This window comes from Rhodopirellula sp. SH410 (genome assembly GCF_055811895.1).
Genome location: NZ_CM147949.1, coordinates 7,662,292 through 7,683,737 on the forward strand (window position 1 = coordinate 7,662,292; position 21,446 = coordinate 7,683,737).

Sequence of the window (21,446 nt, forward strand, 5' to 3'; positions counted from 1 at the left end):
ATCACTAGGGAACGAGCGGAAAATAAGTGGCCGAACGCTCCGCGGTCGGAATGGTCGACCGCGGAGCGTTCAGCCACAATATCAGACAGTAATTTCCCGCTCGTTCCTAAGCGCTTGCCGCCTGGTGCCTTACGGCATGCAGCGGATCATTCTGGTTCAATGCCGAAATCCCGAATGGTTAAGAGCGAGTGCAGTTGCAGCCCCTTGGCAGCAAAAGCCGCTTCACCCCCGGCCAAACGATCGATGATGGCGAGGACGTACATCACATTGAGCCCGAAGGCTTGAGCCGCCTCGGCAGCCTGGATGGCACTGCCACCGCTGGTGATCACGTCTTCGACGATCACCACGTTCTGGCCGGGTTCGACAGGCCCTTCGACTTGGCGGCCCATGCCGTGGCCTTTGGCTTCTTTGCGAACCATGAATCCATACAAGTCGATTTCCTGAATGCCCGCAATCGTAACAATCGCGGCAGTGATCGGATCGGCACCGATCGCCATCCCGCCGACCGCGTCAGGCATGTCGCCACTGACCGTCCCCTGTTTTCCGATGAAATTCAGCATCGCGTTGCCGACCAGGCCAGCACCCTGGGGGTGCAGCGTCACACGGCGACAATCGAGGTAGTAGCTCGCCGTCTTGCCACTGGCCAGCGTGAACTCACCTCGCTGAAGTGCCTCTCGCTGCATAAGGTCGATCAAGGGTTTTAAGCTGGCGTCGGCAGACATCGGCGAGATTCACAAAATGGAGGGAGAGTGGACGGGAATAAGAAGAATTTTGTAGCAGATTCCCCCACATTGTAGCAGTCTGGGCGGAGCCCGGCGGGCCACGCAGTGCAGTATTGTGGTGGCGGGTTTTGCTAGCCGAATCGCTTGGGATCGTTCTCCCGAGCGAGCAATGGGATGCCTGCAATGCACAACGGCATCAGGGGCGAGACAAACCGTTACAGCGTCGGCAGCGATGCCTTGGGGGGGGCTGCGGCGGCCTCGGCGGCCAGATTACGGACGAGGGCGCGGGCGATCTTTTCAAAGGGAGCCCGAGCCCGTTCGTCGGTCTCGATGACTTCGGCGAGCCGTCCCTCGTCGCCCGCGATCCGCAGCGTGATGTCGATCGGCAATCCACCGAGGTAGGCGACGCCAAGCTCCTCAGCTTTGTCGCGTGCCCCGCCACTGCCAAAAATATCGTACGTTTTGCCACAATCCGGGCATAAGAAACCACTCATGTTCTCAACCATGCCCGCGATCGGAATGTTGACTTTGCGGAACATGCTGATGGCCTTCACCGCGTCGAGCAACGCCACCTCTTGCGGCGTGCAGACCACAACAGCACCCGCGACCGGCACGTTTTGCGAGAGCGTCAAGGCGATATCCCCCGTGCCCGGTGGCATATCAATGACGAGATAATCCAATTCGCCCCACTCGGTGTCCTTCAAAAACTGCTGGATCGAACCGTGCAACATTGGCCCTCGCCAAATCACAGCTTGGTCGGGCTCGAGCAAAAACCCCATCGACATCACGGGCAAGGCATTGGCCAGCCGGATGGGCTCAATTTTCTTTTGTTCCGAGACGGAGGGGCGTCCCTGCAAACCGAGCAGATGCGGGATACTCGGCCCATAGACGTCCGCGTCCATCAGTCCCACCTTGGCACCGAGTCGCTGCAGCGTCAGGGCGAGCGAGGCGGCGACGGTGCTCTTGCCCACGCCGCCTTTGCCGCTGCCGACCAGGATCACGCTCTTGGCACGCAATCCAATTTGGCCAATTCGAGCGGGCGGGCGTTCATGCACAGGCGTTTCGACCGTGATCTTCATGCCCGGTGCGATCGTCAAAATTTTGTCCGCGACGGCGTCGGCGAACTCATCGGCGATCGGTTGGCAATGCGAAGTGATGCCAATTCGCACGGACACCGTGTCGTCACCGACCTCAATCTTTTGGACCTGGCCCATGGGACCGAGCGGTCGGCCGGATTCGGGGTCGGGATAGGTGGCGAGCATTTCGCCAATGGAGTCAGCCAAAGAAGACATCAGAGGAAGGGTTCAGATTTAAAGGGTTCAGGGTTCAGAAAGGGCCTGCTGCCACTCTAGCGTCTGGGCCCGAAACTCTGAACCCTCTGTCCTTCCTGAACCCTGAACCCTCTTCTTACCTTTGTTCCCGATAGGTCGAGTAGCTCATGTAGGCCAGACCGCCGGCGAAGGCTAAGTAGGCAACGTCCATTAACATGCTGGTCCCTTGCATGGGGGCGGCGTCTTGCATCCCGGCAAAGCCCATGATCAGATCGGCTCCGAATAGCACGAGCAGGAGAATCGACGCCACAAGGCTGAGCAGACAAAGCGCCTTGGGCATGAATCGAGACCTCGAAGAACGAAATGGAAGAGAATATGGGGGCCGTCAGCGACATAGCATAGTCAGTCGCTAGCGTCAGTGTAGTTGTGGCTGGCGAAAGTTTCTCAAACCTGCTCAAAATTGCCAGTCTAGCTAAATTTTCTTGTCCCCCTAGAGGCAGGTTGTAGCGTCTGGAGTGAAAACTCGACTATTCGTGGCCTATCGGGCCTGCGACATTGGTCTGATTAGTTAATCGGGCCACAATTTTTTTATTTTCACTTCCCTCGCCCCTACCATCGTCATGCGTCGAACGCTTTTCCTGATCCCCCATGAAATCGCAGGCATTCCTTTTTTCGGAGTCGGATGGCTGCTCGCGGCTCTGGGCCTGTACATCATCGTGCGATTGGCGTGGGCGCAACTTCGACCACACCGCACGTTAAACGCTGCGAAAACGGAAACGAGCATGTCGGCGGGCCCCGCAGCGGCTCCATCATTGAAAACGTTGATCGCCCAAGAGGGGGTAATTTGGGCCATTTTTGCGGCCATCATTGTGTTCGTTTTGCCGCGTCTGGAGCTAACCAACATCGCTGGCGACCCGGTCGGGCTGCCGATCCGGGGCTATGGCATGTTCCTAATGCTGGCAGCGGTGTCCTCGGTATCACTCGCCGCCTGGCGGGCAGACCGCGCTGGATTGGGAGCGGATTCCATTTTCCGACTGGCACCATGGACATTCATCGGTGGGCTGGTGGGGGCGAGAATTTTCTATGTTGTGCAGTACCACAACGATTTCCTGCGAGAATCGTGGCCCGAAACACTCACCGCCATGGCCGCGATGACCCAGGGTGGGCTGGTGGTGTATGGGGGCTTCATTGGCGGATTTCTCGCTTCGGCGTGGGCGATCACACGCATGCGACTGCCGCTGTGGAAGCTCGGTGACGTGATTGTGCCCTGCATTTTTGTTGGCCTGTGCTTCGGAAGGCTCGGATGCCTGATGAACGGATGTTGCTACGGAGGGGCGTGCGAACCCAACGCATTGTCTGCCGAATTCCCGCCTGGCAGCAGCGTTTACGCGGACCAACTACTCAGCGGTGAGCTGATCGGAATTACCGCCACACCCGTTGGCGACAACCAACCGCCGTCGGGAACGCACGGTCGGGCGCGCACGCAGTGGTTGGTCGAGTCGGTGGCCCCCGACAGCTTGGCGGCGCAAGGGAGCATCGAGCCGGGCCAAACGGTATCGTTGATTCTCGATCCGGATTTTGCAAAATTGGCCCCGCCCGATATTCCCGCTGAAGACGCATTGCCGGGGTTGGCGGTGGTCAGTGACGGGGAATTGGTGGCTCGATTTTCGCCCGACCAGTTGCCCGCACGGGCGGCTCCGGTTTGGGCAACCCAGATCATCAGCTCGGCAATGGCGGTGGTCATGCTGGTGTTGTTATTGATCCTCGAGTGGATCCTACGGATCAGCGGAATTCACCTGGACGGCGTTTTGATGCTGTGCGGCTTCATCGCCTACGCGGTGTTGCGGATCGTGTTGGAATGGGTCCGCGTCGATGAGGCTGGACAATTTGGTACGTCGCTATCGATCTCGCAGTGGGTAAGTATCGTCGTGATCATCGCTTGCATCATCGCGTTGGCGTTTCGCCTACGCCAATTTCGCGTCACATCGTCCGCTGCGCCCGCCCCCCTCGAGCACAGTCCAACCCCATGACGTTTCCTCGCTGCCGTGTCAATGAATGGATGGACGCCCCCGACCTGTCGGAAGATCGGCATCGGGCGGCGCTTGCGGGTCTGCGACGACTCAACCAGCTCAGTGGCATCTCGCGCACGTTGTTTCGGCAGCTCGCCCGCTTGGCTGCCACCATGCCGGCTGGCCGGCCGCTCCGGGTGCTCGACGTCGCCAGCGGCAGCGGTGATCTGCCGATCGATTGGCTGCGGATGGCGGGCAAACGCAAGCTACCGCTCTCAGTGACAGCGCTCGACCGCAGTGAACTGGCCATGACCACAGCCGCCGAGGCGGCCCGCGACGCGGGCGTCCAACTCGGGACAGTGTGCCGCGATTGCCTGCGTGACGGTTTGCCCTCGGGCTTCGATGTCGTCACCTCGTCCCTGTTCATGCACCATCTCGACCCGCCCGAAGTCTCCCGCTTGATCCAAGAGATGTGGCGTGTCAGCGACCGGGCGATCGTGATTTGTGATCTGGAACGCTCCCGCACCAACCTCGCCCTCATCGCTGCGGCGGCCCGCCTGGTCACCCGCAGCGACGTCGTGCATTTCGATGCCTCAGCGAGCGTCCGCGGCGCCTACACGCGAGACGAGTTCGCGACGCTATTGCACCAAGCCTTACGCTTTTCGGCACCCGTCAAACGCTCACTGCCCTGCCGCTTTCTCGCCGTGCTCGATCAACAATGCGAAGCCGAAACGGTGCGCGGCTACCGAGCCGCCGTGGCGGGAACTTGAACGACACAGCAGCGGATCTTGCTCGGGATGGCATTGGCCGAATAGCGGTACGCGACGATTCGGCGCAAACGAGATTGTTCGGCCCACCGCGTGGGCCAGATCGATGGCACAGCCAGAAGCGACTGGCCCACACGGCATGAATCCTCGACGCCTAACGTTTCCTGACTTCGATGATGTATTTCATCAGGTCGTTGAACTCATCACGATTTCTCAAGAGACGTGACAGATTCTCAGGCATCAGCGAAACTTTCGATTCGACCAAATCCTCGACGTCGTCCATACTGATTTTCATGGGTTCGGTTTGAGCGAGGTTTCGAAGCACAATTTCATCGTCGTTCTCAGAAACCCGAATGCCAGTGAGGATCTCGCCGTCGACGGTCAGCACGTTGACCTGAGCGAAGTCTTTATCGATGGCTTTGGAGGGATGCAAAATGGCCTCCGCCAATTCCTCGTTCGTTAAAACGGTTTTGACCGTGGCCAAGTCCGGCCCCATCCGGACGGCACCCGCTGGAGGATCGTGACAGGCAAAGCAAGCCGCCGCCGATTGATAGAATAACTCTTTGCCTCGCTTCGCATCCCCTTTCGCAATCGCGACTTCCACGAGCTTGCTAGGCGGAATGCTGAGCAATTCCTTTTCCAGTTCCTCATTAGAAAAGCTTTCCACTTCGGCTCCCGAATCAGACTGGGCGAAAGCGGCTTCGATCGGATGTTCGGCCAGTAATTCCTCTGGCTTCCAAAATGTCGATCGGTCGCTTGTTTCGGCGCGTACTTTCCGGACCGTTGCTGGCCGGATAGGCGATGCTTCATTCTTCCAGGTGTTCCGGACAAAGGTCAGAACCGCAGCGAGTTCTTTGTCGTTGAGTAACGAGCGGAAGGCTGTCATCGGGGGCACGCCGCGAGCGGGGTCATAGATTTTGCCATTGACCGTCATTTTGCCCCACATGCCGTGCAATGCGAGCTTGATCAGGCGTTCTTCGCTGCCGAGTACCCAAGGGCTGTCGACCAGGGGCGGGTATACGTTGGCGTTGCCCTGACCATCAGCCATATGGCACGTCATGCAATGGGCTTCTCGCTGATAGATGGTCGCGCCGAGCTTGTACGCTCTGCGATCGGCCTTGTTGAGATGCTTGGGAGTATTGAACTTGACGATATGTTCTTCTGCAGGCGCCGTAAATCCGCTCGCTCCCGCCGTGTCAACGTTGTCCCAGAAATGTTTTACCGTGTTGGCGGCAACGACGGCATGCTTGACGCTCGAGTTCAATAGCTTGGTGAGCAGTTCCTCGTTCTTAAAGTTATGCTGTTGGTGCATCCAGAGTGCTTCGAGAAGGTAGTGCGCTTCGAGCTCGTCGTTCGGGTCGAAGTTCGCCATCCACTTGGTCGTTGCATCGATCACCGCCTGAGAATCTCGGGCACTCAGTTCGACACGACTGCGATGCCGAACACCATCGACGGGATGTTTGAGGTTCTCTAGCAACACCTCAATGGGCTGATCATGAATTTGGACGGGCTTTTGCAATTCTCGGCCTTTTGAGGTCAGACGAAAAATGCGTCCGTGTTGATGGTCGCGGTTCGGGTCCCGAATGTTGTGTTGCATGTGGCCAATAATCGCATTTTGCCAATCCGACACGTATAACGCCCCATCTTCACCGATGACCGCGTCGGTCGGTCGGAAATTCCGATCTTCGCTGTCGATCAAGGCCTTGACCGGTGTTCCCCAGACTTCGCCGAGCTTTCGCTTCGCACCGTCGCCATCGCGATCGAGATCGTACTGTTTGACGCCCAAGAAGCCGATCGTATTGCAGATCAAGAAATCCTGTTGCACATCTTCAGGGAGGTGATCGGACGAAATGATGGCGTCGGCGGCGACAGGCCGGAATTCCTTTGTCAGCAATTCAAACATTTTGAATCCCTTCCCCTCGGGTCGCACCTGGTACGATCGCCCGCCCGTGCCATCGTTGGCGTAGCAATAGCCCCAGCGGTCGAAGCTGGTTCCATGCGGATTGGGCCTATTCTCGGCGTGTGGCGAGATCGCAAAGGTCCGCGGATCGAAACGATACATCCCCGACGACCCAATATTCAGGTTCTGTTTCCACGGGGTTTCATGGTTATGGACCAGGAAAATGCCACTCTGCCAGTAAATGCCACCGTCGGGGCCATAGATCAAATTGTTGGCAGCATGGTGTGTGTCGGCGGTTCCGAGACCTTGCAAAATGGGGTACCGCACGTCGGCGACGTCATCGCCATCGGTGTCTTTGAGGAACAACAAATCAGGCCCGGAAGTGACAATCACGCCACCGCCCCAGAACTCAAAACCCAGCGGATTGTGAACGTGAGCAAAGATTTTGCGAGTGTCAGCTTGCCCATCCCCATCGGTGTCCTCCAAGATCATCAGGCTGTCGTTCATTTCCTTCAATGGTTCCCACTTTGGGTACGTGTTCCAGCACGATACCCACAGTCGGCCTTTGGCATCGACCTGCATCTGCACCGGGTTCGCCAGATCGGGGAACTGGGCTTCCGACGCGAAGACATTGACTTCATATCCTTCAGGGACTTTCAGTTTGGCAAGGCTCTCCTCGGGACTGAGATATTCAACGTCTCCTTCTTTCATCGCATTGGAGCTTTTGCTGCCTCCACCAATATTCGAGATCACTTCGACCGGTGGCGGAACATTGCTGTCATCGGGCTCAATCTTTCGCCCCTCGGCGGCAGCCCAAATCACTTGGTCACGGTTGGCCGACATCACGTCGAGCATCACCAATTCGTGCTTGAGCACGTCTGCGTTGGTTTGGCCGTCGACAAAGCTGAGCACCGAGCGGCTGCCCCAGACGTCGTTGCCGTCGGTCGCGCGATAGCGGTTGTGCCAGTACCAGTTCTTGTCCTTGACCGCCGCATAGAGATCGGCAACCGAGTCGTCCGGCGCTGCGGGCTCTCCGAGCAGTGACTGCGAGATAATCTCCGCGAGCTCACGGTAGCCATTGGCCGCCAGGTGAATGCCATTGATCGTGTACCGCTCTGCACTGGATTGAAATAACTGGAGCGTCGGCGAAAACAGATCCACGAACGTCGAGTTCGTCTCGGCAGCGGCTCGTCGGGTGGCCTCGGTGTACGCGGCCAAACTGATGTTTTGTTCCGTGCCGTCGGGAAGGTTTCGGTCTCCCGTGTTTTCAAATGCGATCGGACTGAACAGGACAAACCGGACATCAACGCCCTCGTCCTGCCGTACTTTCCGATATTGCTCGACCAATTTCATTAACTCGGCTTGATAGGCATCGGCCTGGTCCGGTCCAGCATAGGATTCGTTGTAACCGTAGAACAGAAACACGACATCTGGTGCCACATGCTGCAGATACTCGACGTCGTTGGTGAACCCTTGGCTACGTGGCTTTTTGTTGACCATGTCACCCGAGAAACTCATGTTTCGAAAGCTGACGTTCAAGCCTTTCAGGTTGCGTTGCAATACCGTCTCAACCCAGGGATCATGCTGCATCCGGTCAGCCAGACCATTGCCGTAAACGGCAACAACGTCATCGTCCTGGAATTCGAACGGTTCAGCCGCTGATGCTGACCAACCTCCCGAGAATTCGAAGAGTAAGCAAACAATCATGAATAGAGGCTTCGATAACCTCACGCCGGGCTTGAATTGCATTTCAGGGTCCTTGAGTGATGTAAATTATCCGTCAGCTATCAGGTATTTAATAGCACGTGGGCGATCATGCCGAATCCTTCGGGGAACGATTCTAACACTTTCGTCGTCGCGTTTGGAAATCCGAGAGTTTCAGCGTCAAGACGATCGCGTTTAAATCCATCACGCCGCCGTTGACGACTCGCTGCACGTATACCGTCGCGGCGTGAGATTCCCCGTTAGTTTCACGTCTCCAATCGGGACGTTGAGATATCGGCACCAACGACCTGTTTTGGAAAGTTTCAACGTCGACTTGGAATCGTCGTTTGAAACCTCGGCGACCGTTCCATCCCGGGGTGGCTCTCGAATAGACGAGTTCGGCCGCATACCTTCCTTGCGGCGCATTGTACAATAGCCGGTGGTGGCGCTGCGCTTACCACCGGCTATTGTCTCGGGAATCCCTCCGGGATAGACGACACGATCCCAGCCGTATCGAACAAATCGCGCACCCTCATCGCTCTGTCACGAGCTACGCCGCTCACCCGCTTAGCTCCCACCGCGAAGCGGTTTTCAGACAATAGCCGGAGGTCGCTGCAACGCAGCGCACCTCCGGTAACCAAAATCGAAAACGGCAGTGGACCCCGGATGGGGTCCAAGACCGCTCACTCCAAATATTGGGGGTCGTACTGAACACCAGCCTCGTCGAGCATCGAGATTAACTCTTCGCGAAACGATCGCTTCCGATGGTGCTCGCATTGGTTGGCGATATAGCGTGCTACGACCGAGCAACTCGGTGGGCTGACTGAAAACGCAGCATAACCTTCTTGCCATTGGAAGGGCGGATAGAGGATTGTCTCGTGAACCCATTTGCTGGAGGATCTTTTCAGCTCACGCATGAAGTCAGACAGTGGATGAACTGGCTTCATACCGATCAGCAGGTGGACGTGGTCTTCCACTCCGCCGATTTTCAACGGCTTCGCATCAAGTTGTCGTACGATGCCGCCAAGGTATTCGTGCAGTCGCCCGATCCATTCGCTTTTGATCCAGGGCGTGCGATGCTTAGTCGCAAACGTAATATGGAGATTGATGCTGTGGAATGTGGACATCGCTCTAACCCAGGAGTGGGATGATCTTTGATCCCTCCGGGATCCGGACGAAGTTCTCTATTCATTATCCGGTGGTGGCGCTGCGCTTACCACCGGCTATTGTCTCAGATATCCCTCCGGGATAGACGACACGAACCCGACCGTATCGAGCGGAGCGGACACTCAAGTCGCTCCCACCGCGAAGCGGTTTCAGACAATAGCCGGAGGTCGCTGCAACGCAGCGCACCTCCGGTAACCGAAATCGGGAATGAAAGCGGACCCCGGATGGGGTCCAAGACCGCTTACTCCAAATATTTGGAGTCGTACTGAACACCAGCCTCGTCGAGCATCGAGATTAACTCTTCGCGAAACGATCGCTTCCGATGGTGCTCGCGTTGGTTGGCGATATAGCGTGCTACGACCGAGCAACTCGGTGGGCTGACTGAAAACGCAGCATAACCTTCTTGCCATTGGAAGGGCGGATAGAGGATTGTCTCGTGAACCCATTTGCTGGAGGATCTTTTCAGCTCACGCATGAAGTCAGACAGTGGATGAACTGGCTTCATACCGATCAGCAGGTGGACGTGGTCCTCCACTCCGCCGATTTTCAACGGCTTCGCATCAAGTTGTCGTACGATGCCGCCAAGGTATTCGTGCAGTCGCCCGATCCATTCGCTTTTGATCCAGGGCGTGCGATGCTTGGTCGCAAACGTAATATGGAGATTGATGCTGTGGAATGTGGACATCGCTCTAACTCAGGGAGTGGGATGATCTTTGATCCCTCCGGGATCCGGACGAGTTTCTCTGTTCATTATCCGGTGGTGGCGCTGCGCTTACCACCGGCTATTGTCTCAGATATCCCTCCGGGATAGACGACACGATCCCAGCCGTATCGAGCGGAGCGGACACTCAAGTCGCTCCCACCGCGAAGCGGTTTTCAGACAATAGCCGGAGGTCGCTGCAACGCAGCGCACCTCCGGTAACCGAAATCGGGAACGGCAGCGGACCCCGGATGGGGTCCAAGATCGCTCACTCCCTATCGCTGCGGTTTGCTCATCAGGAGTTTGTAGTGGCCGTTGCCGAGGAGGTCGTCGAGTCGCTCGCGGAGCTGGGGTGAGATGTCGACTTTGAATTTATCAGCGCGGAAATGCACTGTCTCGCCTTCTTGCAACGCCATCGAAAGATGCAGTTCCTTCGATCCCGGATAGCCGCGCACGATCTCACGGACTTTCGAGACGGTTGTCTCATCGTGGTCGGCTTCGTCGAGCCGGATTCGCATGCCGTGGGTGAACTTGTTGTCGAGTTCATCGAGTGGTGTGATCTCGTCGACGATCAGGTTGACTTCGTCACCGCCACCTCGCCGGTCGACTTTCCCTTTGAGCAGGACGACCGCATCGGGCTGGACCCGCTCACCACAAACGGCAAACCCGCGTGGCCAGAGGATGCACCGAACATTGCCCTGCATATCTTCGAGATCGAAGTTAGCGTATTTACTGGGTTGGCCCGGTTTGGGGTTCTTGGTGTGGGCAAGTTTGATTGAGCTGAGCATGCCGCCCAGAATCACCTCGTCGCGATCACCACACTGGGCCAGCGCTTCGGTGGTATGCGTGCGGAACGTTGCGAGCTTCGGCTCGAACTCCGCCAGCGGGTGACTGTGCAGATAGAACCCGAGCACCTCCTTCTCGGCGAGGAGTTTTTCGCGATCGGGCCACTCTTCGATATCGGGTAGCGGCACGCCCGCCGACTTTTCGCTGTCGGATGATTCCTCTTCCTCATCGAACGCGCCGAACAAACTCGCCTGGCCGTGCTTCTTGTCCGCTTGCACGGCCGCACCGGCTTGCAGCGCCCGTTCGACAACGGCCGCGAGCTGGCTCCGTTTGGCACCAAAGCTGTCCATCGCACCGGCTTTGATCAACGTCTCGATCGCGCTGCGGTTGCAGTCGTGGGGATCAACGCGTTCACAGAAATCGAAGATATCGCGAAACGGTCCGTTCTTGGCGCGTTCGTTTTCGATCGAAACTGCGGTTGATCCACCACATGCTTTGATCGCCGAGAGGGCGAAGGGGATCTTGTCATCGGCCACGCTGAAGTCAGCGGCGGAGGTATTCACGTCCGGCGGGATGACTTCGATCTGCATCCGATCGCAGTCCTCCATATGCTCGACGAGCGCATCCTTGCGTTTGAAGTTCCGCCCCGAGATATCACTCGATAACAACGCGGCCATGAACTCGGTTGGATAGTGAGCTTTGAGGTACGCGGTCTGATAGGCGACGAGTGCGTACGCGGTACTGTGGCTCTTGTTAAAACCATAGCCTGCGAATTTAACGATGAGATTCCAAATGTCTTCGGCGTCTTTTTCGGCCAAGCCATTCTTAACGCTACCGACGATGAAGACGTCGTGGTTGGCGTCGATCAAGGACTGTTTCTTTTTCGAAATCGCCTTAATACACGTGTATGCTTTGGCGAGCGGCACGTCACCGAGACGGTTGAGAATCCGCATCACCTGCTCTTGGTAGACCATGATCGAGTTGGTCTCTTCCAGGATCTCCTTGAGCACGGGGTGTTTGTATTCGGGTTGCTGCCGACCGTGTTTAATGTTGACGTAATCGTCGACCATCCCGCCCTCGAGCGGCCCGGGGCGATAGAGTGCCGCGGTCGCGATGATGTCGTTGAACGTGTCCGGCTTCATCCGCTGCAGCAGATCGCGAATACCGCCCGATTCGAGCTGGAACACGCCCTTGGTCTCGCCCCGCTGCAGGAGCGCGTAGCTGGGCTTGTCATCGAGTGGGAACTTCAGCGGATCGATTGTTTGGCCGGTTGTCTGCTCGACGAGCTTCACCGTGCGGCTGAGGATGGTCAGGTTTCTCAGGCCCAGGAAGTCCATCTTCAGCAGCCCGGAGGCTTCCACGTCGACCATCGCCCACTGCGTGATCACGTCCTGTTTGCCGGGAACGCGGCCGAGCGGCACGTATTCGGTCAGCGGTTTGTCGGCGATCACGACGGCGGCGGCATGCGTGCCCACGTTGCGCGCCAAACCCTCGATTTTCATCGCCAGATTGAGCAGCTCGCGGATCTCGGGATCGCCATCGTAGGCCATCTTCAAGTCCGCACTCTTGTCGAGCGCCTTTTTGATCGTGATCTTCAGCTCATCAGGCACCATCTCGGTGATCTGATTGACTCGCGAGAGTGGGATCCCGAGAGCGCGGCCGGTGTCCTTGATCGCCGCCTTGGCCGCCAGCGTCCCGAACGTCCCGATCTGGCACACCATCTCGTGCCCGTATCGCTGCTTGACGTAGTCGATGACCTCGATGCGACGTTCTTTTTCAAAGTCGATATCGATATCCGGCGGCTCGGTGCGGCTCTCGTCGAGAAACCGTTCGAACAGCAAGTCATAGCGCAGTGGACAAACGTGCGACATGTACAGGGCGTAGCACACGATCGCACCCACACCGCTACCCCGGGCCGTGGCCGAGATGCCAACGCTGCGGGCGTGATTGACGAAATCCCACACAATCAAGAAATACGTCGGGTAACCGAGAACGTCGATCACGCCAAGTTCGCGGTCCAAACGCGCCATCACCTCGTCGGATAACTTGCCATCTACGATGCGTTCATCATCGCCCTCGTAGCGCTCCATAAGCCCCTGTTCGCAGAGGTCACGAAGGTACTGCAGGGGCGTCTTCTCGTCGGGACACTCAAAACCGGGAAAGAAGTACTTATTGAATTCGATCTCGATATCGACCGTGTCGGCGATCTGTTGACTGCGCGCGACCGCATCATCGAGGCCGGGGAACTTCTCGTACATCTGCTCGGGACTGCGCAAGAAGAACTGGTCGTTCTCCATCTTCATCCGCGTTTGGTCGGTACGGAACCGCCCCGTATTGATGCACAACATGATGTCTTGTGCTTCGGCGTCATCGGGATCGACGTAGTGACAATCGCTGGTCGCGACCAGCGGTATGCCCATTTGATTCGCGATCGTGACAGCGCCCTCGAGTTGTTGCCGCTGGATCTCGACGTCGTTGTTCATGATCTCGATGAAGTAGCGATCATCGAAAACGTTGTGGAACCAACCGGCAATCTTTTTGGCTTCCCGCTCGTGCTCTTCCGTGGCGATGCCTTTGAGGATCGCGCGGCTGAACTCGCTGCTGACGCACCCTGACAGACAGATAATGCCCTCACTGTGCTTTTCGAGAATCTCTTTGTCGATTCGCGGTTTGAAGTAAAACCCTTCGAGCGACGCCGCCGAGGCCAGTTTGATCAGGTTGCGAAAACCGGTGCGGTTCTGGGCGAGCAAGGTCAAGTGATAACTGGCCGCCTTGCTGCTGCTGGCGCCACCTTTGTCGAACCGGCTGCCCGGGGCGATGTAGGCTTCATATCCAATGATCGGATTGATGCCCGCATCCTTGGCTTTACGGTAGAACTCGAGCGCCCCGTGCAGGTTGCCGTGATCGGTCAGTGCCAGCGAATTCATCCCATGATCGACCGCCCGCGTGACCAACTTGCCAATGTCGCCGGCTCCGTCGAGCAGGCTGTAGTGGCTGTGGCAGTGCAGGTGAACAAATGGACGGGTCGGTTTGATCGTCCCATCGGCGGCCAAATCGGATGCAGCAGCGGGAATGATGGCGTTCATGGCAGAAGTCCTTTTGGCTCTCGCGGTCGCTCACCGCGGCCGGTTCAGATCGTTAGAGCATTCCAACCTAACGCCTGCGGCGACGTCTGTTCAGAGGCGATGCGACAGAAATTTCGAAACGGCAGGAAACGCAGCGATCCATCCCTTTTTTCACGTCGAAGACGCTGCCGAAATTTGCCGGTGGCCGGGCGAAGAGAAGGCCCCCCCTTCGGGAGAGAGGGCTCTGCCGCTGAGCGATTCGCCGTCCGGTAGCGTCTCGCTGACCTGCCAGTAGCGACTCGCTGACCTGCGGAAAGCGACTCGCTAACCGACGGCCTCGTGTGGCGGATTGGGTCACTATTCCAGTTCCGTCCCTAAACGCGACGCCACTGGAATAGTGACCCAACCACCTGTTTTGAGCAGCCCAACATGGGCGAAAGAAAACTCGCGTCGTCCCAACACGCCTTAATCGCGATGACTTAACAGCCCATCGCGGGGCCCTCCGGCCGCTCGCTCAGAAGAGGTTCGGCTGCGGACGCGTCTCAGCTCACTCGTCGTCGGTGCGCATGAATCCGGTCAGGCAGAGCGAATAATCGCAAAGTTCTTCGCTGCGGAAGTACAGCCCGAGTTCCCGTTCCGCCGAGGCTTCCGAGTCACTCGCGTGGACGAGGTTCATCTGGCGACTGCTACTGAAATCGCCTCGCAGCGTGCCTGGGGCGGCCTTGAGACCATTGGTGGCGCCGAGCATTTCCCGCACGACACCGATCGCTTCGAGCCCTTCGAGTGCGATGGCCACAACCGGGGCCGACGTGATGAAGTCTTCGAGCGATTGATAAAACGGCTTCTCGACGTGTTCGGCGTAGTGCTTGCGTGACAATTCAGGAGTGACTTGCAGCATCTTCAAACCGACAATCTGCAGTCCTTTGGCCTCAAAACGGGACAAGACTTCGCCGATCAAACGGCGTTGGACACAATCGGGTTTAAGCAGAATCAGTGAGCGTTGCATGGATTCGATGATTTTCGTACGCGGAAATTGAAAAAGGAGGCAGCGCAGAAAATACTCAAGAAACGGCTTCCTTTGAAGTCCGGGCGTCGAGCCACGCCATCAGCACGCCACCCAAAAACGTCCAGCCGCTCTCACCATAGATCCACCACGCAGGCAACCCCGCCATCGAGTCGACAATGAACTGCAACACCCCGAACGACATCGTGCCGAATGCAGCCCATCGAACCAAGGGTCGATATCGCGGCAGATCTGCCGACATGACGAGCACGAACACGCCCACGTAGCCATAAACCAGAGACAGATTACGAGCCAGGTAAAACGTCAGCGGCGAGTCTGGGAACGGGACCACCCCCAGCCACCGCGAGATCTCCGCGATCCAGCCGCTCGGCATCAATGCCGCCCCAAAAGCGAACAACGCCGCACCGCCAATGACGCGCAGGTAAACCAGAAGATAGAACGGGCTCATCAGGCATTCACTCAACAAAGTAGGACAGGAGGTCGCGCGACGTTTCGTTGTCTGTCCGCAAGGGTTTCCAAGACTTTCCCCGCACCTACAGGCCGCTCGCCCACGGCAAGGGCGGTGGTGATGAGCGGATCAACGCGGCCGCCGCCGCTTCGGCGGGGACTTCGAGGGCGCGGTGTTTCTTCAGATCCACGAATACCCACCGGGTACTCACGCGGCACAATAATTTCTGGTCCGCAGGGCGGCAGACCAGATAGCTCCGCGTACAAGCGTAGCGGTGAAGATCGCTGAGCCAAGTGCGGACAATGATCTCGTCGCCACCGAACGCGGCGGCGCGATAGGTGATTTGATGATCGCGGACCACCCACCCGAAACCCTGCGCCAGCGCCGCGGCGGCATCCCAGCCCGCGGCCGCGTTGTGATCGCGCGCCGCCCATAGTGTCCACTGCAAATATCGCAGGTTGTGCACATGGGACTGGGCATCGACCTCATCCGCGGAAACCGTGTGATGAAGATCAAAATAGTCGTCAGACATGTCGAAAATCGGGGGGCACGTGGCAAATAAATTAATAAAAACCGGCAAAAATCCAAAATCCGATCAGCCAATTCGATCCGATAGGGTAGCCGCCGCGTAAAATAGCCCACCCGAAGTCCCAAACAACCGGTCTGCCCGATTGGAGTCCCCTGATGCCCCGCCGCTCACGCTCGCCCAAATCTATGTCGCCCGCACGTCCCATCCTGACGACGCTGGCGATTCTGATGGCCACGATCTTTGCTTCCCCGCTGACTCCCCACGCCCGCGGCGAAGACACGACAGCCAAACCGCCCGCCGCCACAGAGGAACCCAAGGAAGCTGTCGCGATCCTAGCGGGCGGGTGCTTCTGGTGTACCGAAGCGGTCTATGAACGCATGGATGGCATTACCGATGTGGTCTCTGGCTACATTGGCGGCTCGCGTCCCAACCCCACCTACCAGGAAGTCTGCACGGGGCAGACGGGGCACGCCGAGGCGGCTCAGATCTTTTATGACCCCAGCAAAACATCGTACCAAGAGATCCTCAAGGTCTTTTTCAAGACCCACGACCCCACCACACTCAATCGCCAAGGCGTCGACGAGGGGACCCAGTACCGCAGTGCGATTTTCTTCGAAAATGACGAACAGAAAAAGATTGCTGCCGACTACATCAAAGAACTCAACGAGCATGGCGGGTTTCGCAACCCAATCGTGACGACTCTCGAACCGGCTACCAAATTCTATACCGCAGAGGAGTATCACCAAGACTACTTCCGGCGCAATCCCTATGCCGCCTACTGCCAACGCGTCGTCGTCGAGAAGGTTCGCAAGTTCAATTACAACTTCCGCGACAAAATCAAACCTGAATTGAAAAAGTAGAACGGCGTTTTTAGTTAACGAAGCACCTGTGCAGAAGTTTTCGTATGGAATTAGCCGATGGCTAATCCCGGGGTTCTGTCCCTGGACTGATGCGCATGTGCTTACCGTCGCCAGACGGTGGGGGGATCACTTCAAACGGGCATGAACCCTAGGCGTTTTTGGCATCGCGCGTTAAGTTTTTCGGCAGTTCTCCGCTGTCCGCCTTTCTTTCGCACGACGTCTTGGTAGCTCGATGAATCCGGAAACCGATGCCCCGCCCGCGCTGGACCGTGGTGACTTTCGAGTCCTCGTCGTCGACAACGAAGCGGCCCATGCCCGTGCGATGACCGAGAGCCTCGAAAAGGTGGGTTACCGCTGCGAAGTCGCCACGAGCGGCCCCCAAGCCGCAGATTGGATCCAACGCGACACCTTCGATATCGTGATCACCGACATGGTCATGAACGATATCGACGGCATGAAAATCCTCAAACTCGCCCGCGAACGACTGCCGGACTGCGAAGTCGTGATGGTGACCGGCCACGCCACCGTTCCGATCGCTGTCGAAGCGATGAAGAAGGGCGCGTTTAGCTTTCTCGAGAAACCCATCACCCCCTCGGGACTGCGGGCGATCGCCGAAAAGGCCGCCGAAAAGGTCGCCCTACGACGCCAGAATACCGAGCTGATGCAGCGACTCGACGAACGCTTCGGGTTCGAGGGGATTATTTACACCAGCCAGAAAATGCAGACGGTCATCGATCGCCTGAAACGCATCGCGGCCACCGACGCGACCGTGCTGATTACCGGCGAGAGCGGCACCGGCAAAGAGATGGTGGCCCAAGCCATCCACCAAAACAGCCCGCGGCGCAACAAGCGAATTGTCGCGTTGAACACCCGTGCGGTCTCCGAAAGTCTCGTCGAGAGCGAACTGTTCGGGCATGTCAAAGGCTCCTTCACCGATGCGGTGTCCGATCGCGAGGGGGCATTCGAATACGCCAATGGCGGCACGCTATTCCTCGATGAAGTCGGCGATATGCCGATGAGCACGCAAATCAAGTTGCTGCGCGTACTCGAGGAAAACCAGATCACACGCGTCGGCGGCAACAAAACGATCAAAGTCAACGTGCGGTTGATCTCAGCGACCAATCGCCCCCTCGAAGAGATGATCGAAGCGGGGACATTCCGGAACGATCTCTATTTTCGATTGAAAGTGGTCACCATCGAACTGCCCCCGCTGCGAGATCGACGCGATGACGTGATCCCACTGATGGACCATTTTCGTAAAATGTTCTTACGCCGTCATGGCAAGCCAACCGCTCGTTTTACACCGTCGGTCACGAAGAAGTTCTACGCGTATGACTGGCCTGGCAATATCCGCCAACTGCGGAACTTTGTTGAAACGATGGTGGTCCTGGACACCGACGGGTCACTCGGTGACGACGACCTGCCGCCGGAATTGATGGATGACGACATCGCCAGTGACGACGAGGCGCAGGACATGGTGGGATTGCCGACAGGCCCGTCCGCATTGATCGGCCAACCGCTCGCGACGATCGAACGCTGGGCGATCGAGGAAACACTCAAACTGGCGGGCGACAATCGCGAGCAAGCCGCCAAAATGCTGAAAATCGGACCGCGCACGCTGTATCGACGCCTCGATGACTACAGCAAAAAAGACGGAGAGTGACCCGCGTGCCCGGGGATCCACTGCTAGAGTTTGCCGCCTCACTCGAACAGATGTCGGCGCTGGGCCGTCGCCGACGCCTTCGGCCCGCTCACGTCGAGGGACCGTTCCTCGTCCATGAAGGCGGCCAGCGGCTCCTGAATTTTGGCGGCAACGACTATCTCGGTGTCGTCGCCGACGCGTTGGTGGCATCCGGCGCCAGCATCCGTGGCGAAATCTCAGGTGGCGCCACGGCGAGTCCATTGGTTTGCGGTTGGACGCCGCAGCACGAACGACTGGCCAATTCGATTTCCCATGCCGAAGACAGCGAGGCGGCGGTGGTGTTTCCCTCGGGCTATGCCGCTTGCAGTGGCTCTGTGGCAACGCTTTGTCGTCCCCACGACCTGATTCTCAGCGATGAGTTGAACCATGCGTCGCTGATCGACGGTTGCCGATCGTCCCCGGCGCAGCGGGTCGTTTACCCGCATCGCGACACCGCGTTTGTCCGTGACGTGCTCTCGCAAAGACGCAGCCAATTCGAACACGTCTGGATCGTCACGGATGGCGTCTTCAGCATGGACGGCGATGTTGCGCCGCTGCGAGAATTGGTCGATATTGCCGAGCGATACCAAGCAAACGTGCTCGTCGACGAAGCGCATGGAACGGGTGTGCTCGGTGCGCGTGGCAGCGGTCTGTGCGAAGCCCTGGGGCTGCAGGGCCGGATCCCCATCCGGATCGGCACGCTCAGCAAAGCGGTCGGCCATCAGGGTGGATTCGTTGCCGGTCCGCGCGTGGTGATCGATTATCTAATTCAATTTTGCCGCACACTCATCTATAGCACCGCATTGGCGCCCGTCACGGCGGCGAGGGCGTGCCACGTGATCGAGCAGATGGGGCAATGGACCGATCGGCGAGAACACCTCGCGTCGCTCGCTCGACACGCTCGCGGACGTCTCCAGCGCGAGACCAAATTCGACACCGCGGTGGGCTCCCCGGCGGCACTGAGCGAACTCGAGTCGGGCATTCCAATCGTACCCTTGATCGTGGGCAGCGACAGGCGCGCCGTCGCACTGAGCGAACGACTTCGCGAGCAAGGTTTCTTCGTGCCTGCGATCCGGCCACCGACCGTCCCCGAAGGCACGGCGCGGCTAAGGTTGTCCTTGTCTGCGGCGCACACGACTGAGCAGGTCGATTCACTGATCGACGCGATCATTCGCTGAGCGACGCCGACCATTCGCTGATCCATGCCGATCATTCACGGTTCGACGTAACCGATGTGCCGCCTGCGGGGGCGCGATGGAGTGAGCCCCGACGCGTCGCCGACCGGGCCGGCGGTGTCGCCTGGTGCCGTGCGGCACTCGGCTCACGACTGCGACCCGGTAGGACTTAAATCCGGCAGTTTCGCGGGTCTTCCATTGCGATCTAAGCACGCGATCACGGAGTCTGCCTCGACCAGCAAGGTCTCGCCGCGGTAAATCCGATAGCGATGCCGCATGCGAACCTTCCTGACCTCGAGCACATCGGTGGTAACCGTTAAGAGATCGTCAAAGTCTGCTGCTGCGTGGTACCGAACATTCATCTCCGTCACCACCAGCATGCGGCCACTGTCCTCGATCGCCTTATAATCGTGACCGATGCTGCGGAGCATTTCGACGCGCCCACGCTCGAAATAGTTCAGGTAGTTGGCGTGATGCACCCGCCGCTGGCCATCGGTTTCTTGGTAGGCGACACGAAACTCGAGGGAATGTCGCAGCAGGCTGCCGGTATCGCCCGACGCGGGAACACCGGCCATGCTAAAAAATGCCCAAGTGGTCGCGGGCTTCCTCGGTCATGCACTCCGGCGACCACGCCGGCTCCATGACCACTTTGACTTCGCAAATATCGACTTCGGCGAGCGATTCCGCCGCGGCTTTCGTCCCGGCCACCAATTGCGGCCCAGCAGGACACATGGGGCTGGTCAACGTCATTTCCACGTTCACATCGTGCCGGCCATCCTCTTTCTCGTCGCCCACGGTGACGAGATATACCAATCCCAGATCAACGATATTGACGTACAATTCCGGGTCGATCACCTCTTTGAGGGCTTCGCGAACCTTGTCTTCGGCTAACGCCATTTCACTAGTCCAGTAACAATTGTGCGGGGGAAAGTACTTGTTGAACCGCATGGGCGACGCCCCTCGCACGCTCGAGAAAACGTGGCCCGATGGGCACGCGATTCAACGAGATGCTCAGAGAATGACTTCTCTACCCACCTAATGTTCCAACCCCTGCACGATAGAACGCTCTAACGTGTTGGTCAATGATTGCTGACTAGATCCTCGGCCACCGGGACGGGCGCAATCGCACAGTAAGGCCGAATCGTCTGGATCGTCGATGGCCCCACGCCCGAAATGCTCTCAAAATCAGCCCAACTGCCGAAGGTGGAGTGCGAATTTCGGAAGTGGATGATGCGTTCGGCCATCTTAGGGCCAATCTGGGGCAGCAACCCGAGCTCATGGGCGGTCGCCTCGTTCAAGCTCAGTTGGACCAGCGGACTCCGCGAAGGAGGTTGGTTCGAAGTCGGCTGGGGGTCGCGGCGTTTCGCCAACGGTTGGCTTAGCACAAACCCCAGCGCCACCACCACGAGCAGGATGTCGACGACCGTATTCTGCAGCGGGCCTCGTGCATGACTGAATTGACTCACATCGCATCCCCAAACAGCGGGAAATCGAACCGTTCACCCCCAGTCTAGGTGACTCCCGTGGCGTGTGGCAAGCAAAATTCTCACGTCAGCGACGACCATCTTTGCTAGCAAATGCGTTTTCCAGCTCGGGACGGGGGGCGTGTCGCGGCGGTGCCCCGAAGCGGCAGCGAGG

Annotated in this window: 18 protein-coding genes; 5 read left to right on the top strand and 13 right to left on the bottom strand. The window is 58.1% G+C overall.

The features are described from left to right. Positions 1-146: 146 nt before the first annotated feature. The 3 genes from pyrE to SH410x_RS28070 form a co-directional block, all read right to left on the bottom strand. Entirely contained in the window at positions 147-722 is a 576-nt protein-coding gene (gene pyrE, locus SH410x_RS28060) for an orotate phosphoribosyltransferase (RefSeq protein WP_473672876.1), read from the bottom strand. A 215-nt stretch (positions 723-937) separates the two neighbouring features. Further along, positions 938-2,014, bottom strand: coding sequence for an Mrp/NBP35 family ATP-binding protein (locus SH410x_RS28065; protein ID WP_473672878.1), 1,077 nt, complete (start codon positions 2,012-2,014; stop codon positions 938-940). 115 nt (positions 2,015-2,129) lie between these two features. After that, a complete protein-coding gene (locus tag SH410x_RS28070; protein ID WP_473672880.1) occupies positions 2,130-2,333 on the bottom strand; it encodes a hypothetical protein in 204 nt (67 codons plus the stop codon). A 280-nt stretch (positions 2,334-2,613) separates the two neighbouring features. Here SH410x_RS28070 and SH410x_RS28075 point away from each other — a divergent pair, with 280 nt between their 5' ends. Together SH410x_RS28075 and SH410x_RS28080 are read left to right on the top strand one after the other, a co-directional pair. Further along, a complete protein-coding gene (locus SH410x_RS28075; protein ID WP_473672882.1) occupies positions 2,614-4,023 on the top strand; it encodes a prolipoprotein diacylglyceryl transferase in 1,410 nt (469 codons plus the stop codon). Beyond that, on the top strand, positions 4,020-4,772 hold the full coding sequence (locus SH410x_RS28080; RefSeq protein ID WP_473672884.1) for a methyltransferase domain-containing protein: 753 nt from the start codon (positions 4,020-4,022) through the stop codon (positions 4,770-4,772). Before SH410x_RS28075 ends, SH410x_RS28080 begins: the two co-directional genes overlap by 4 nt. A gap of 151 nt (positions 4,773-4,923) precedes the next feature. Here SH410x_RS28080 and SH410x_RS28085 read toward each other — a convergent pair whose 3' ends face one another. The 7 genes from SH410x_RS28085 to SH410x_RS28115 form a co-directional block, all read right to left on the bottom strand. Continuing rightward, the gene (locus tag SH410x_RS28085; RefSeq protein WP_473677423.1) at positions 4,924-8,376 is read right to left on the bottom strand and encodes a PVC-type heme-binding CxxCH protein; all 3,453 of its coding nucleotides are present in this window, start codon (positions 8,374-8,376) and stop codon (positions 4,924-4,926) included. 680 nt (positions 8,377-9,056) lie between these two features. Continuing rightward, positions 9,057-9,500, bottom strand: a complete 444-nt coding sequence (tnpA, locus tag SH410x_RS28090) for an IS200/IS605 family transposase (protein ID WP_473672886.1) — start codon at positions 9,498-9,500, stop codon at positions 9,057-9,059. Positions 9,501-9,781: 281 nt separating this feature from the next. Continuing rightward, positions 9,782-10,225 (bottom strand): IS200/IS605 family transposase, encoded by a 444-nt coding sequence (gene tnpA / locus SH410x_RS28095; RefSeq protein ID WP_473672888.1) that lies wholly within the window; start codon positions 10,223-10,225, stop codon positions 9,782-9,784. 290 nt (positions 10,226-10,515) lie between these two features. Next, a complete protein-coding gene (dnaE, locus tag SH410x_RS28100; protein ID WP_473672890.1) occupies positions 10,516-14,112 on the bottom strand; it encodes a DNA polymerase III subunit alpha in 3,597 nt (1,198 codons plus the stop codon). Between the two features lie 526 nt (positions 14,113-14,638). After that, positions 14,639-15,097, bottom strand: coding sequence for a nucleoside-diphosphate kinase (ndk, locus tag SH410x_RS28105; protein WP_473672892.1), 459 nt, complete (start codon positions 15,095-15,097; stop codon positions 14,639-14,641). 55 nt (positions 15,098-15,152) lie between these two features. After that, on the bottom strand, positions 15,153-15,563 hold the full coding sequence (locus SH410x_RS28110; RefSeq protein WP_473672894.1) for a hypothetical protein: 411 nt from the start codon (positions 15,561-15,563) through the stop codon (positions 15,153-15,155). 85 nt (positions 15,564-15,648) lie between these two features. Continuing rightward, the gene (locus SH410x_RS28115) at positions 15,649-16,095 is read right to left on the bottom strand and encodes an acyl-CoA thioesterase (RefSeq protein WP_473672895.1); all 447 of its coding nucleotides are present in this window, start codon (positions 16,093-16,095) and stop codon (positions 15,649-15,651) included. Between the two features lie 182 nt (positions 16,096-16,277). Between SH410x_RS28115 and msrA the strand changes: the two genes are divergently transcribed. The 3 genes from msrA to SH410x_RS28130 all read left to right on the top strand — a co-directional run bounded on the left by msrA (position 16,278) and on the right by SH410x_RS28130 (position 19,811). Beyond that, positions 16,278-16,952 (top strand): peptide-methionine (S)-S-oxide reductase MsrA, encoded by a 675-nt coding sequence (msrA, locus tag SH410x_RS28120; protein WP_473672897.1) that lies wholly within the window; start codon positions 16,278-16,280, stop codon positions 16,950-16,952. Positions 16,953-17,184: 232 nt separating this feature from the next. After that, entirely contained in the window at positions 17,185-18,615 is a 1,431-nt protein-coding gene (locus SH410x_RS28125; RefSeq protein WP_473672899.1) for a sigma-54-dependent transcriptional regulator, read from the top strand. Continuing rightward, positions 18,612-19,811, top strand: coding sequence for an aminotransferase class I/II-fold pyridoxal phosphate-dependent enzyme (locus SH410x_RS28130; protein WP_473672900.1), 1,200 nt, complete (start codon positions 18,612-18,614; stop codon positions 19,809-19,811). The genes SH410x_RS28125 and SH410x_RS28130 overlap by 4 nt, the downstream gene beginning before the upstream one ends. A gap of 143 nt (positions 19,812-19,954) precedes the next feature. Here the strand turns inward: SH410x_RS28130 and SH410x_RS28135 are convergent, their stop codons facing one another. The 3 genes from SH410x_RS28135 to SH410x_RS28145 form a co-directional block, all read right to left on the bottom strand. Then, positions 19,955-20,383 (bottom strand): acyl-CoA thioesterase, encoded by a 429-nt coding sequence (locus SH410x_RS28135; RefSeq protein WP_473672902.1) that lies wholly within the window; start codon positions 20,381-20,383, stop codon positions 19,955-19,957. A 1-nt stretch (position 20,384) separates the two neighbouring features. After that, complete coding sequence (locus tag SH410x_RS28140) at positions 20,385-20,705, bottom strand: metal-sulfur cluster assembly factor (RefSeq protein WP_473672903.1); 321 nt, start codon at positions 20,703-20,705, stop codon at positions 20,385-20,387. A 182-nt stretch (positions 20,706-20,887) separates the two neighbouring features. After that, positions 20,888-21,274, bottom strand: coding sequence for a ComEA family DNA-binding protein (locus SH410x_RS28145; protein ID WP_473672904.1), 387 nt, complete (start codon positions 21,272-21,274; stop codon positions 20,888-20,890). Positions 21,275-21,446 lie beyond the last annotated feature (172 nt).